This window comes from Tardiphaga sp. 839_C3_N1_4 (genome assembly GCF_051811045.1).
Taxonomy (GTDB): Bacteria; Pseudomonadota; Alphaproteobacteria; order Rhizobiales; family Xanthobacteraceae; genus Tardiphaga.
In genome coordinates this window covers 3,855,344-3,868,233 of record NZ_JBPWQD010000001.1, presented here as the reverse complement: position 1 = coordinate 3,868,233, position 12,890 = coordinate 3,855,344, and the positions used below count along the sequence as shown (strand labels likewise).

The following is a 12,890-nucleotide window of genomic DNA, read 5'->3' as shown; positions in this document are numbered from 1 at the left end:
AGACAGTGCACTAGGGACCAGCCGCGACATCGGGCTGCGGTGGTGCGCGCCGTGACTGCCGCCAGGCGCCGGCATTGCGGCCGGCGATCACCCAGTAGATCAGTCCGGCAACGATACCCGCGCCGGTCATCACTTCGAGATGCCGCCGCACAATGCCGTCGAAACTCATCGTGGCAGGGTCATAGGGGATCAGGCCGAGATAGCAGGCGAGCCCGACCGCCGCGCCGCCGAGCGCATAGATGATGACGCTGCGAATGTAGAAAGCCTCGGTCATGAGGACGACGAGCATCGCCGGAATCAGCGCGAAGCCGCTGATGAAGACGAAGCCGAAGCCGAGCAGGATATTGATGGTGTTGGGATCGATGACGCCGGTATCGAGCGCGCTGAGCTCCGGAAACAGGATCGAGAACACCACGATCGCGCCGCCGACGAGACAGGCGGCACAGAAGCCGAGAAAGATGACGAACAGGCGGCCGATCAGCGCCATCGTCAGTCCGTCATCGCCATCGCGCGTAATGCCTGACGCTCACGCGCCGACAGTTTCTCGGTCTCTGACTTCAACTGGCCGCAGGCGGCGAGAATGTCGCGGCCGCGCGGCGTGCGCACCGGGGAGGAATAGCCGGCATTGAAGATGTATTCGGAGAATTTTTCGATCTGGTCCCAGTCCGAACATTCGTAGCGCGTGCCCGGCCACGGATTGAACGGGATCAGGTTGATCTTGGCATGGATGCCCTTGAGCATCTTGACCAGCAGCTTGGCGTCCTCGAGCGAGTCGTTGACGCCTTTCAGCATCACATATTCGAAGGTGATGCGCCGTGCGTTGGAGGCGCCGGGATAATCGCGGCAGGCCTGCATCAGCTGTTCAAGCGGATATTTCTTGTTCAGTGGCACCAGCTCGTTGCGCAGTTCATCGCGCACCGCGTGCAGCGAGATCGCCAGCATGACGCCGATCTCGTCGCCGGTGCGCGCAATGTTCGGCACCACACCGGAGGTCGACAGCGTGATGCGCCGGCGCGAGATGCCGATGCCTTCATTGTCGGAGACGATCAGCAGCGCGTCGCGCACCGCATCGAAATTGTAGAGCGGCTCGCCCATGCCCATCATCACGATATTGGTGACGCGGCGGTTGCCGTCCGGGGTCTCGCGGTCGGCCCAGTCACCCAGGCGATCGCGGGCGACCATGATCTGGCCGACGATCTCGCCGGCCGTCAGGTTGCGCACCAGCCGCTGGGTACCGGTGTGGCAGAACGAGCAGTTCAGGGTGCAGCCGACCTGGGAGGAGACGCAGAGCGTGCCGCGGTCGGTCTCGGGGATATAGACGCACTCGACCTCATGGGCCCTTTCGCCGGCGGTACCTGAGGGCAGCCGCAGCAGCCATTTGCGGGTGCCGTCATTGGAGATCTGTTCGACGATCACCTCGGGCCGCGCCACTGTGAAATGCTTTTCGAGGTCTTCGCGCATGCCTTTGGAAATACTGGACATTTCAGCGAAATTCTGGACGCCTCGGACATACATCCAGTGCCAGATCTGCTGGGTGCGCATCTTGCGCTGGGCCGCGGCCACGCCGATGGAACCGAGCTTCTCGGCGATTTCCGCGCGCGACAGGCCGATCAAGGACGGCTTGGCCAGCGGCACATAGGTCTCCGCGGCGATCTTCTCCAGCGGCATCTCGCCCGCGGGCAATGCGCGGGAAGCGTCGATGGCGGAACCGGCCTCGGCTGAAACGGGGGTCATGGCGTTCGATCTATGATGTCGCGGGAAATCTGACCTTAAACAGGCCGACCTCAAATAAGCTTTTCGCGCCCGAATGAAAAGGCGCGAAATGCGGCAATATTAACGACGACAAGGATTTAGCCGGGATTTTGGCGGTAATTACCGCCGGCAATCCTGCGCCAGACGGTCCAGCGCCTGGGCCAGACCCTTCAGCGAAAACGTGTCGGTGGTCTCGGTGCCCTTGGCGGAGACGCCTTTGACGGTCACGTCCGCTGCCTTGCGCAGGGCTTCCACCATACGCTCTTCCTCGGCGGCATTCTTGATCCAGAGCCCGTCGCCCTGCGTGTACATCGCATAGCGCGCGCCGCCGACTTCCAGCGTGGACTCGGAGCCCGGCTTCAACTGATAGCCGATCATGATCGAGACTTCGTTGGTTACCTTCTCGGCGGGGCGGGTCGAGACGAAGGCGTAAGCAGGATCGCGCGGGCGGTTCGCCGGATTGGTCTTCGACGACGCGGGCTTGGCCAGCGCGAAGCAGACCTTCTTGCCGTTCGGTGTCGCGGTGTAGGCGCCCCACGAGCCGAACTGTCCGACCAGCGTGGGCTCTGCGCCACCCGCTGCAGCAGGCGCCGCGGCTGCTGGCTTCGCCGGTGTGGGCGCTGCCTTCGGTGCGGCGGCCTTGCCCTTCGATGCAGCGCTCTGCGCCTGCGCAATATCGGAGATACCGACCATCGCTACACTCATCGACACAACTGTCAGGAATCGCCGCACGGACATCAAGTCTCGATCCTCTATCATTGTGACTGGAAGATGGCTCGCAACAAGACGGCTTCACCAAGACGATCTGGAATCGCTGACGTCACGATGTCTGCCATATCCGCAAATCGCTTTCTTGAAAAGGCAGACGCGACTCCCGCAAGGATAGCAGTCCTTGCCTTGCTGCGCGCTGACGGCGCAGGAGTCATCCTCAGTTTTTTGTCCAGCCTTCGGCTCAGTTCTTGGTGCGCGCGGCTCGCTGCGCCGCCCACTGCGCATCGCTCCACTGCAGCAGATCCTCTGCGCCAGATGCGCGCAAGTGTGCGCCCCCATCCTGCACCACCATCTCGCCATTGATGTAGCCGGCCTGATCGGAAATCAGGAAGCTTGCGAGATTGGCGAGTTCGCTGTGTTCGCCGACGCGGCCGAGCGGGTTCTGCGCCGCAGGGCCGTTGTCGCGTCCCTCGGGCCGCAGCTGCCCGGTTGCGCCAGTGGTGGGGAACGATCCGGGCGCAATGGCAACGGTGCGGATGCCCTTCGGTCCCCACTCCACCGCAAGGGACTTCGTCATTGCAAGGAGTCCGGATTTGGCCATCGCCGATGGCACCGTGAAGGCGCGGCCGGTGATGGTGGATGTCGAGAGGATACTCAGCACCACGCCCTTGTGGTGCCCCCCGATCCAGCGCCGTCCGGCTTCAAGGGTGCAATACATCGCGCCGTGCAGCGTCGGTGCGAGGATCGCGTCGGCCGCGCGGGCAGAGAGGTGCTCGCTCTGCGCGATGAAGGTGGCTGCGGCATTGTTGACGAGGACGTCGAGCGGCCCGTCGCGCCAGATCGTCTCCATCATCGCCTCGACCGCAGCTGCGTCACGAATGTCGCAGGTGAAGGTGCTGACCTTGGCGCTGAAATCGGTCCGCAGTTGTGCCGCAGTCTGTTCGAGCAATTCAAGCCGGCGGCCGCAGATAACGAGTTCGGCGCCCAGCTCTGCGAAACGGCGACTCATGGACGCACCGAGGCCGGAACCGCCGCCGGTGACCAGAATGCGCTTGTTGGCGAGCAGCGTTGTCTCGAACATGGGACGGTTCCTCGGTTGGCCGCGTGGCGGAATTACCTTTTCTCGAATCAGATTGTAGCGCGCCGTCAAATCCGGCATGACTCCCTTCAACTGTCTCAAGCCGAAGGTCAGATGATCAGATGAAAGCCATTCTCTGCTCGCAATTTTGCGAACCCGATGATCTCGTTCTCGCCGATATCGATGATCCCGTTGCCGGTGACGGTCAGGTCGTTATCGCCATCAAGGCGGCGGCGCTGAATTTCTTCGACATCCTGATGATCCAGGGCAAGTACCAGATCAAGCCGCCGTTCCCATTCTCGCCGGCTGCGGAAGTCGCTGGTGTCATCGAGAGCATTGGCAGCGGTGTGAGCGGCCTCAAGGTCGGCGACCGTGTGGTCGCCTCCGTGGGTCACAATGGCGCCCGCGAAAAGATCGCGGTGCCTGCGGCATCCGCCGTGAAGATTCCCGACAATCTCGATTTCGACCGCGCCGCCGGCGTGATCATCACTTACGGCACGGCGCTGCATGCGCTGGAAGATCGCGCCAGCCCGAAGCCCGGCGAAACGCTGGCCGTGCTCGGCGCCGCGGGGGGCACTGGGCTCGCGGCCTGCGAACTCGGCAAGCTGCTCGGCCTCAAGGTCATCGCCTGCGCTTCGTCGGATGAGAAGCTGGAATTCGCGAAGAAGCACGGCGCGGATATCGGCCTGAACTACGCGACCGAAGATCTGAAGGAAGGTCTGAAGAAGCTGACGGACGGCAAGGGTGTCGACATCATCTTCGATCCGGTGGGCGGCAAATATGCCGAAGCCTCGCTGCGCGCTATTGCCTGGGAAGGCCGCTTCCTGGTGATCGGCTTTGCTGCCGGTGACATTCCGAAAATGCCGCTCAATCTCGCGCTGCTGAAGGGTTGCGATATTCGCGGCGTGTTCTGGGGCGCCTGGGTACGGCAGAACCCAGAGAAGAACCGTGCCAATCTGGAAAAGCTGGTGAAGTGGGCGGCCGAAGGGAAGATCTCATCCCATGTCGACAGGACTTTCCCGTTGGCCAAGACAGCCGATGCGTTGAAGGTACTGGCAGGCCGTCAGGCCATGGGTAAAGTGATCCTTCATCCATAAAACTGAATGAGGCGGACGCGGATTACGCGTCCGCCTCACCCTTCGCCAATCCACGCGCGATGGCCGCTCTGGCAGCCGCGCGATGGTCCTCGTTGATGTGGCTCGTCACCATGCGCAAGGCGGTGGCCAGCACCGCGGCATCGTCCGTGAATCCCAGAACGGGCAGCATGTCCGGCACGAAATCGAATGGCAGCACGAAATAGGCGATGGCGCCGAGCAGCGCCGCCTGGACATGACGCGGCGTCTGCCGATCGAAGGCACAATAATACGCGGCCAGCAGATCTTCGGCGAAAGGTAGCCTGACGGCCAGCTTTTTCAGCTTGCGCCAGAACTGCTTGCGTACGCTTTCGCGGTCTTTGGCCAGTTCATCGGCTGGCTCGAAGCCCACGCTGTGGTCGGTTGCCATCGGCAATGTCCTCGCGGCTGCAGTTTGCAGCGTTCTCTTTAAATGGTGATGTGGCGCGGCGGTCGCAACGTTCAGCAACGCTCAGGAGTGGCCGAGTTGCCCGGCGATAGTATTCATGGCCCTGGCCAGATCGATGTCGCGCTTGGTGACACCGTCGGCGTCGTGGGTGGACAGAACTACCTCCACCGTCTTGTAAACATTGCGCCATTCCGGGTGGTGGTCGCTCTTCTCGGCGACCATGGCGACCCGCGCCATGAAACCGAAGGCCTCATTGAAATCCTTGAACGTAAAGGTCCGGGCGATGGCATCGCGCCCGGAAACCTCGCTCCAGCCCGAGAGCTCCTTCAGCGCCGTCTTGCGGGCCTCGGCCGAGAGTCGTTCCACCATGCCAACCTCCTGCTTCACTTGAACTTTACTCTAACGCCCGGTGACACAGTTGGGATCCATGCCACAATAAGGCAGCAAATGCCGCGCATGCAGAACGGTAACCAAGCGTGCTGGTAACCATGCTGCCGGTGGAACGGCGCGTCGACCCGAAACTTTGCTACATTGTCGCTCGAACCCCATTTGGCGCAGATGAATTTGAAGCGATTGTTTTCCAGATCCATGGCAGATGGTCCCGATGTTATCGGGCCGGTGGGACCGCCGTCGCCGCGGTCCATCCGGCGCAAGATGACGCTGATCACGCTGGCCGGGACACTGGCGATCGTCGCGGCCGTGGCCGGCGCTTACTACTTCGCCATGAAGCCGGTGCCGCTGCGCATCGCCGTCGGTCCACCGAACAGCGATGACGTCAAGGTCGTGCAGGCGCTGGTGCAATCGTTCTCGCGTGATCACTATACAGTCCGGCTGCGGCCGATCCTCACCGAAGGTGCCACAGCCAGCGCCAAGGCGCTTGCGGATGGCAAGGCCGATCTCGCGATCATCCGCGGCGATCTGGAAGTACCAAAAAATGCGCGCGCGGTCGCTACGCTGCGCAAGAACGTCGCTGTGATATGGGTGCCGCCGGCGGCCAAGGGCAAGAAGTCGGGACCCAAGATCACCAAATTCTCGCAGCTCGCCGGACGCCGTGTCGGTGTGATCGGCAAGACGCAGGCCAACGTCAACCTGCTGAACATCATCCTGCGGCAATACGGCGTCGATCCCGCCAAGGTCACCATCGTGCAGTTCTCGACCACCGAAGTGGCCGAGGCCGTGAAGGACCAGAAGGTCGATGCGTTCATCGCGGCAGGTCCCGTGAACAGCAAGATCACTAATGACGCCATCCAGGCTTCGAGCCGCGATGGCACGCCGACTTTCCTCGCGATCGATTCGGCCGAAGCCATCGCGCAGAATTTCCCGATGTATGAATCATCGGAAATTCCTGCCGGCGCATTCGGCGGCGCGCCGGCGCGGCCCGACGATGACGTCAAGACCATCAGTTTTTCGCATCACATCGTGGCACGGCAGAGCCTGTCGGATGTGACCATCGCCGCCTTCACGCGGCAGCTGTTTGCGATCCGTCAGCAGATCATCAACGACTTCCCGCTGGCGGCGAAGATCGAGACGCCCGATACCGACAAGGATGCGGTTATTCCTGTGCATCCCGGCGCGGCCGCCTATGTGGATGGTGAAGAAAAGACCTTCCTCGATCGCTACAGCGATTACATCTGGTGGAGCCTGATGGGGCTCTCGGCGATGGGCTCGATCGGCGCCTGGTTCGCGAGCTATCTCAAGAAGGACGAGCGCAACGTGAATGTGTCGGAGCGCGATCGTCTGCTCGACATGATTGCCGCCGCACGCAAGAGCGAGTCTCTCGAAGAGCTCGATACGATGCAGGCGGAGGCCGACGATATTCTGCGTCATACGCTGAATTGCTACGAGCACGGCGCCATCGAGGAAGGCACGCTGACAGCCTTCAACATTGCGCTTGAGCAATTCCACAACGCCGTTGCCGACCGCAAGGCGCTGATTGGCATGATCCCGCCCGAGCCGATGAATCCGCCGGAGCAATTGCGACAGCCGCCGCGGCCGCTCGCAGTCTAGCGTTTGAGATAACGCCAGCCGATCACGACGCCGCTCACCGAGACGATGGTGCCGAGAATCGACAGCAGCCACACCACGATGTCCCGGGCCGGGCGATACATCAGCAGCAACTGAAAATCGAAACTGTGCAGCGCGTTGAACAGCCAGCGATAGGTGCGCCGGCTTGAGTCGATACGGCCGAGGATGTCGCCGGTGACGGGGCTAATGTGAAACCAGGTTTGCGCGTCGTCATCGAATTTGGCGCGCAACACCGGCAATTCGCGGTCATTGTGGTGTGCGTACCAATAAGCGTCGTATTCTCTGATACTTAGCTGGGTTTCTAGGCGTGAGCCCGGCAGCAGTGTTGTTGCGGCTTTCCAGAGACGATCTTGCGGCAGTCTCGCGATTTCGCCGCTTGCCGGATCGATCACCGTCTTCGTGCCGTCGCGCTTCGCGACAATCATAAGAGGCGCCCCGTCGAGCCACACGAAGCGCGCTTCGACCGCGGCTTTGTCCGCTGGTGCGCGAAGGGCTGCCGCGATGGTTGGCGCATCGTGGCCGGCGTAGCGCTGCAATACCTCGCGTGGCGTATTGCGGTCGGCAAAAACCCGGCCGGGATCGAGCGACAGCCAGCCCGAGAACATCCAGGTCAGCACGAACAGGCCGGCAATCAGGCCCGTGACGTGATGCCATGCCATCCAGCCGCGATAGGGCGTGATGTTGCCGCTCGCATAGCGTCGCTTGAGGCGCACGCGCAGAATGCCGATCCATATTCCGGTAACGCCGACGATCAAACAGATGCCGGAGATCCACAGCACGACGAGCCGCCACAGCGGTCCGTCCTTGCGCAACACGGTCGGATAGATCCAGTGCGGGATCGAGCCGAGCCAGTTCCAGACGCGTTCGGTGCGATTGGTATCGAGTGCGACCTCGCCGGAGCGCGAGGAGACGTAGAGCTTGGTGCCGGCATCGTCGCCGAGTGTGATCAGATACAATGGTCGCAGCGGATCGTAGCGTGCGGTAACACTCCATTGATCGCGATCGACGGTCTCTTCGAGCTGAGGCAACTTGCTGGCGGGATGATGCCGCGCGACTGCAAGTGCCTGCAGTTCGTTGATCTCGGTGATGGTACGGCCATCGACGGCGGAGATGGTTTGCCGTTTGCCGTCCCAGCCAGTCAACCGATACACCGGCTCGTCGGCAACCATGTTCAATCGCAATTCGCGCGGATAGCGCGTGGCACCGGCAGCCTTCATCGCCTCGTCGGGAGAGAGCGCCACTTTCTCCCAGACGATATCGGGCAATGCCGCCAGCCGCTCTTTATCGGAGAGGCCGGGAAACGCGACATACATCATCACCACGCCGGAGATGAACCACATCGCGAAGAAGAGGCAGGTGACGATGCCGATCCAGCGGTGGCCGATATACAGCCACCGCCGGAGTGTTCGTGTCAGCTTGCGCGACAAGCTCAGAACTTCACGTTGACGGCGAGCTGGGCGGTGCGCGGCATACCGAGGATCCACTGATTGTCGCTGTAGCTCGACGTCGCATAGATCTTGTCGAACAGGTTGTAGACGCGCAGTGACACCGCGGTGTTGACGTCCGGCTTCCACTGCAGGCCCGCATTGACCAGTGTGTAGCTCGGCATTTCCAGCGTATTGGCACTGTCGGCGAATGTCTTGCCGACGATCTGCACACCGGCATTAGCCGACCAGTTCGGCGCAAAACCCCATGTTGCCCAGATGTTGGAGACGTTCTGTGGCACGCTGACGGGAACATTGCCCGCAAAGTTCACGCCACTGGGCTGCAGGAAGTCGTCATACTTCGCGCGCAGGAAAGCGGTATTGGCATCGATGCGCCAGCCGTGATCGAGCACGAGGCCGATCGACGCCTCGACACCGCGCGACGACTGCCGGCCGACTTGCACCACCAAGTCGAGATTGTTCGGGTCGCGCGCCAGCAGATTGTTTTTCTCGATCTGATAGGCGGCCAGCGTCCACTCGCCGCGGCCGCCCCAGAACGATTGCTTGACGCCGATCTCGGCCTGCTTGCCGGTCGCCAGCTCAAACTTCGCATTGGCGTTGCTCGCCGAGATCAGTCCGCCGACCGTATCCGCCGCCGTGGAATACTGGCCGTAGAACGCGAGATTCTGGATGGGGGTATAGACCGCACCGACACGCCAGGATGTCGCCGAATAGTCCCGTGTGTAGCTGTTGGCGGGATTGCGGTAGTCGGTTCGTTCGACGGTCGGTTGGTCCTGGCGGACGCCCGCGATCAGCGACAATTGTTCGGTGACGGCCAGTCGGTTTTCCGCGAAGAACGCGTACTGATTGGCGACGCTCTTGAAGCCGGGAATCGTCGGATCGGGGCTACTGAACAGGCCGGGATCGAAATTATATGGATTGACCGACGACGTACCGCCATAGGGCGAATTGTTAGTGTGCTTGAAGTCGATGCGGTTGACGTCGAAGCCTGCCACGAAGGTGTTGACCATGCCGAACAGATGGCCCTGGAAGGTGGCGTCCATGCGGTCGCCGATCTGCTGCTGCTGGTGGAAGATTTCGAAATAGTCGCTGCGATCGATCAGGCCGGTGCCGGAGTTGAAGCCGTAGATCTCGACCTCCTTCCAGTGGCGCTTCGCATACATGTAATAGAGCGTGTTGCGCAGGGTGATGCCGTCACTGACCTGCCACTCGGTCTTTACCTGGCTCCAGCTGTCCTGATAGCGAATGTTGCTGTCGCTGACATTGTAGTTCTTGAAGCGGATCGCCTCATTGAGCTGGCCATTGATCAGCGGCGTGCCGAAATATTTTGACGGATGGCGGTCGCCATAGTCGGTGGAGAGCGTCCAGGTGATGTCCTCGGTCTGCTTGATCTGCACCGCGGCGTGCAGCGCGATGTTCGAGGTGTTGTCGCGATCGACCCAGCCATCGGACGCGTTGCCGGTGACGGCGATGCGATAGGCAACGTCCTTGCTGACCGGACCGCCGCTATCGAGGGCGATGCGGCGCGTCATGTTGCTGTCGAGCGAGATTTCAGCCTGGTTGCGTGGCACCCAGAGCGGCAATTTCGAAATCACGTTGATGGCGCCGCCGATAGCGCCTTCGCCATACATGACGGAGGCCGGGCCGCGCAGTACTTCGATCTTCTCGGCGGTCCAGGTGTCGAAGGGGAAGTTCACCGTGCCGGAGCCGACATAGAGGCGCGTGCCGTCATAAAGCGAAGTGACGGAGCCACTTCCGGCGAAGCCGCGGGTGCTGAAAGCGATGCCGCCATTGCCGGGTTCGCCGATGGCCGTAAAGCCGGTAGCATTCTGCGTGACGGCATCGACCACGTTCTGCTGGCCGCGTTCGGCCATAGTCTCGGCGGAGATCACTTCGACGCTGGCCGGCGTCTGCAGGCGCGTGAGGCCGAGGCGGCTGCCCGTGGATGTCGTGCCGGTGAGGTTGAGCGTCGGCGCTGCGAAGACAGGGCCTGTCGGCGTGGCAACCGGCGCGCCGGTATTGGCGGCGACATTGCGCTGCTGCCGCGAGCGCGCAGCGCGCGATGCAGTGCCGTTCGTGGCGCGGCGTGCCCGCTGAGGCGTCGCTGACGGCTGAACTACAACAGGATCGAGCGTCTGGCTGGGCTGTGCAGCTTGTGCCCAGCTTTCACTCGGACACAACAAGCAGGAGAGAGCAATAGAATAAAGAAAGGGCGTATGTCGCTTCAATGCGACTGGAGAAACGGAGGTCATGAACAGGACTCGCGGTTACGTGGCACGTCACCGCAAACCAAGTCGCCCCGCCGCTTTCAAACAGGCAGTGTGACTTCCACCAGGACACCCCGCCCAATGTGCTCGCGTGTGACCACGACTGGCGGCAGGTCTCCTGGCTCGCGGGTCAGTGCCTGTCGCCGCCTTCCCAGGTGAATACCCAGTGGCTCTTGGCGCAGGCTCGCCGCTTACAGTTGCGGGGGCAGCCGCGGAATCGGGGGATCCCCCTCACCGCATTCCCTTTTGATCCCCGAAGGGGAACCGTCGCATTCACGTTAAGGTGAAATTTCCAAATGTGTCAATCAAGCTGCCAGTCATTCGCAGCTTGCTTTGGCGGGTGTTGATATTGCGCATCACCTGTCATCGCAGCGTCAAGCGATCTGCCTAGAGCCACTGGTGCCAGAGCCAGGATCAGGAGTTCGCCATGGCACTACGTTTATCCCGTCGCCGCTTCCTCGCGCACTCAGCCGTAACAGGCGCAAGCTTCCTGGCGATGCCTTACCTCAGCCGCGCGCAGGATCGTCCGGTCGTGTCGCATGGCGTGCAGTCCGGCGATGTCGGGACGAGCAGCGGCATGATCTGGTCGCGCGCCGATCGCCCGGCGCAGATGATGGTGGAAGTCGCCACGACCGAATCCTTCAGCAATGTGCGCATGTTGCCGGTTATCACGGCGCTGCTCGAGAGCGATTTCACGGCGAAGCTGTTGCTCGATAATCTGCCCGCGGGACAGGACATCTTCTACCGCGTCAAATTCCGCGATCTGTCGCATCCCGAAATCGTCAGCGAACCTGTGATCGGCCGCTTTCGCACCGCGCCGGCCGATCGCCGCGATGTATCCTTTGTCTGGGGCGGCGATGTCGCCGGGCAGGGCTGGGGCATCAATGCCGAGGATGGCGGCATGGTCACCTTCGCCACCATGCGCAAGCACAACCCAGATTTCCTGATCCATTCCGGCGATACGATCTACGCCGATGGTCCGATCCTGGCTGAAACGAAACTGCCTGACGGCACGATCTGGAAGAACACCATCACGGTGCCGGAGAAGGCGAAGGTCGCCGAAACGCTCGATGAATTCCGCGCCGCGCACAAATACAATCTACTCGACGACAATGTCCGCGCATTCAATGCGCAGGTGCCGATCTTCGGCCAGTGGGACGATCACGAGGTTACCAACAACTGGTCGCTCTCGAAGCAGTTGCCGTCGTCTTACAAGGAGCGCGACATCACAATGCTCGCGGCGCGGGGCGCGCGTGCCTTTCACGAGATGTATCCGATCTCTATCAATCCGGCCGAACCCGGCCGGGTCTATCGCACGCTGAATTACGGCCCGCATCTCGACGTCTTCATGCTGGACGAGCGGAGCTATCGCGGGCCCAACGGCCCGAACCTGCAGGAGAGCTATGGTCCGGATGCGTATTTCATTGGCCCGGAGCAGATGGCCTGGCTGAAGCGCGCCTTGATGGCGTCGAAGGCGACCTGGAAGGTCATTGCCTCCGATATGCCGATCGGCCTCGTCGTCTATGACAATGCCGCCGACAAAACCGGGTCTGAGGCCATCGCGCAGAGCGACGGGCCAGTGCGGGGCCGCGAGCTGGAAATTGCCGATATCCTGCGCTTCATCAAATCGGCCGGTATCCGCAACACGGTCTGGCTGACCGCCGACGTGCATTACACGGCGGCGCATTATTACAATCCCGACAAGGCGCAGTTTCAGGATTTCGAGCCGTTCTGGGAGTTCGTTTCGGGCCCGTTTCACGCCGGAACTTTCGGGCCGGCGGCGCTCGACAATACCTTCGGTCCTGAGGTCCGTTTCGTGAAGGCGCCGGGGCCCGATAAGCAGAATTTGCCCCCGTCGGCAGGCATGCAGTTCTTCGGCCACGTCAAAATCGACGGCCAAAGCGGCCAAATGACCGTTACCTTGCGAGATCGGGCCGATATGGCCCTTTGGGCCACGGTTCTGGACCCGAAATTGGGCTAACCATTTGGCAGATTCGCATTGTTTTTCGGTGATTTTCCCCTATATTGCGCCGCAACGCGTCCGAGTACCCGGCCCCTTCTGGCCGGGTTTGCTTTTGGAGGGATTGCCCC

Annotated in this window: 11 protein-coding genes and 1 riboswitch; of the genes, 3 read left to right on the top strand and 8 right to left on the bottom strand. The window is 61.7% G+C overall.

All coding sequences use genetic code 11. The annotated features are described in order from the left end of the window. Nucleotides 1-10 precede the first annotated feature (10 nt). The 4 genes from AB8A38_RS18460 to AB8A38_RS18445 form a co-directional block, all read right to left on the bottom strand. A complete protein-coding gene (locus tag AB8A38_RS18460; RefSeq protein ID WP_439086983.1) occupies nt 11-487 on the bottom strand; it encodes a hypothetical protein in 477 nt (158 codons plus the stop codon). A gap of 2 nt (nt 488-489) precedes the next feature. Beyond that, the gene (rlmN, locus tag AB8A38_RS18455; RefSeq protein ID WP_439088554.1) at nt 490-1,668 is read right to left on the bottom strand and encodes a 23S rRNA (adenine(2503)-C(2))-methyltransferase RlmN; all 1,179 of its coding nucleotides are present in this window, start codon (nt 1,666-1,668) and stop codon (nt 490-492) included. A 204-nt stretch (nt 1,669-1,872) separates the two neighbouring features. Beyond that, complete coding sequence (locus AB8A38_RS18450; protein WP_439086982.1) at nt 1,873-2,490, bottom strand: invasion associated locus B family protein; 618 nt, start codon at nt 2,488-2,490, stop codon at nt 1,873-1,875. Between the two features lie 214 nt (nt 2,491-2,704). Then, nucleotides 2,705-3,544 (bottom strand): SDR family oxidoreductase, encoded by an 840-nt coding sequence (locus AB8A38_RS18445; RefSeq protein ID WP_439086981.1) that lies wholly within the window; start codon nt 3,542-3,544, stop codon nt 2,705-2,707. A gap of 119 nt (nt 3,545-3,663) precedes the next feature. Between AB8A38_RS18445 and AB8A38_RS18440 the strand changes: the two genes are divergently transcribed. After that, a complete protein-coding gene (locus AB8A38_RS18440; protein ID WP_439086980.1) occupies nt 3,664-4,638 on the top strand; it encodes an NADPH:quinone oxidoreductase family protein in 975 nt (324 codons plus the stop codon). Between the two features lie 22 nt (nt 4,639-4,660). Here AB8A38_RS18440 and AB8A38_RS18435 read toward each other — a convergent pair whose 3' ends face one another. Beyond that, nucleotides 4,661-5,044, bottom strand: a complete 384-nt coding sequence (locus AB8A38_RS18435) for a YkvA family protein (protein WP_439086979.1) — start codon at nt 5,042-5,044, stop codon at nt 4,661-4,663. 81 nt (nt 5,045-5,125) lie between these two features. Continuing rightward, nucleotides 5,126-5,449 (bottom strand): 4a-hydroxytetrahydrobiopterin dehydratase, encoded by a 324-nt coding sequence (locus AB8A38_RS18430; protein WP_439086978.1) that lies wholly within the window; start codon nt 5,447-5,449, stop codon nt 5,126-5,128. A gap of 201 nt (nt 5,450-5,650) precedes the next feature. Here AB8A38_RS18430 and AB8A38_RS18425 point away from each other — a divergent pair, with 201 nt between their 5' ends. Continuing rightward, a complete protein-coding gene (locus tag AB8A38_RS18425) occupies nt 5,651-7,069 on the top strand; it encodes a TAXI family TRAP transporter solute-binding subunit (protein ID WP_439086977.1) in 1,419 nt (472 codons plus the stop codon). On the opposite strand, the gene AB8A38_RS18420 is transcribed toward AB8A38_RS18425, so the two are convergent. After that, the gene (locus AB8A38_RS18420; RefSeq protein WP_439086976.1) at nt 7,066-8,514 is read right to left on the bottom strand and encodes a PepSY domain-containing protein; all 1,449 of its coding nucleotides are present in this window, start codon (nt 8,512-8,514) and stop codon (nt 7,066-7,068) included. The genes AB8A38_RS18425 and AB8A38_RS18420 overlap by 4 nt on opposite strands. Nucleotides 8,515-8,516: 2 nt before the next feature. Further along, nucleotides 8,517-10,784 carry a TonB-dependent siderophore receptor gene (locus AB8A38_RS18415; RefSeq protein WP_439086975.1) on the bottom strand — a complete coding sequence of 756 codons (2,268 nt, stop codon included), beginning with the start codon at nt 10,782-10,784 and terminating at the stop codon, nt 8,517-8,519. Nucleotides 10,785-10,890: 106 nt separating this feature from the next. Next, nucleotides 10,891-11,083: riboswitch (cobalamin riboswitch) on the bottom strand. Between the two features lie 143 nt (nt 11,084-11,226). Here AB8A38_RS18415 and AB8A38_RS18410 point away from each other — a divergent pair. Continuing rightward, nucleotides 11,227-12,780, top strand: a complete 1,554-nt coding sequence (locus tag AB8A38_RS18410) for an alkaline phosphatase D family protein (protein WP_439086974.1) — start codon at nt 11,227-11,229, stop codon at nt 12,778-12,780. Nucleotides 12,781-12,890: the final 110 nt, after the last annotated feature.

What these genes read in the sequence shown, in the direction of transcription:
- rlmN (WP_439088554.1), bottom strand. Translation starts at nt 1,668, where the DNA reads ATGCCGCTGGAGAAGATCGCCGCGGAGACCTATGTGCCGCTGGCCAAG.
- AB8A38_RS18440 (WP_439086980.1), top strand. Translation starts at nt 3,664, where the DNA reads ATGAAAGCCATTCTCTGCTCGCAATTTTGCGAACCCGATGATCTCGTT.
- AB8A38_RS18415 (WP_439086975.1), bottom strand. Translation starts at nt 10,784, where the DNA reads ATGACCTCCGTTTCTCCAGTCGCATTGAAGCGACATACGCCCTTTCTT.
- AB8A38_RS18410 (WP_439086974.1), top strand. Translation starts at nt 11,227, where the DNA reads ATGGCACTACGTTTATCCCGTCGCCGCTTCCTCGCGCACTCAGCCGTA.
- AB8A38_RS18445 (WP_439086981.1), bottom strand. Translation starts at nt 3,544, where the DNA reads ATGTTCGAGACAACGCTGCTCGCCAACAAGCGCATTCTGGTCACCGGC.
- AB8A38_RS18450 (WP_439086982.1), bottom strand. Translation starts at nt 2,490, where the DNA reads ATGTCCGTGCGGCGATTCCTGACAGTTGTGTCGATGAGTGTAGCGATG.
- AB8A38_RS18435 (WP_439086979.1), bottom strand. Translation starts at nt 5,044, where the DNA reads ATGGCAACCGACCACAGCGTGGGCTTCGAGCCAGCCGATGAACTGGCC.
- AB8A38_RS18425 (WP_439086977.1), top strand. Translation starts at nt 5,651, where the DNA reads ATGGCAGATGGTCCCGATGTTATCGGGCCGGTGGGACCGCCGTCGCCG.
- AB8A38_RS18460 (WP_439086983.1), bottom strand. Translation starts at nt 487, where the DNA reads ATGGCGCTGATCGGCCGCCTGTTCGTCATCTTTCTCGGCTTCTGTGCC.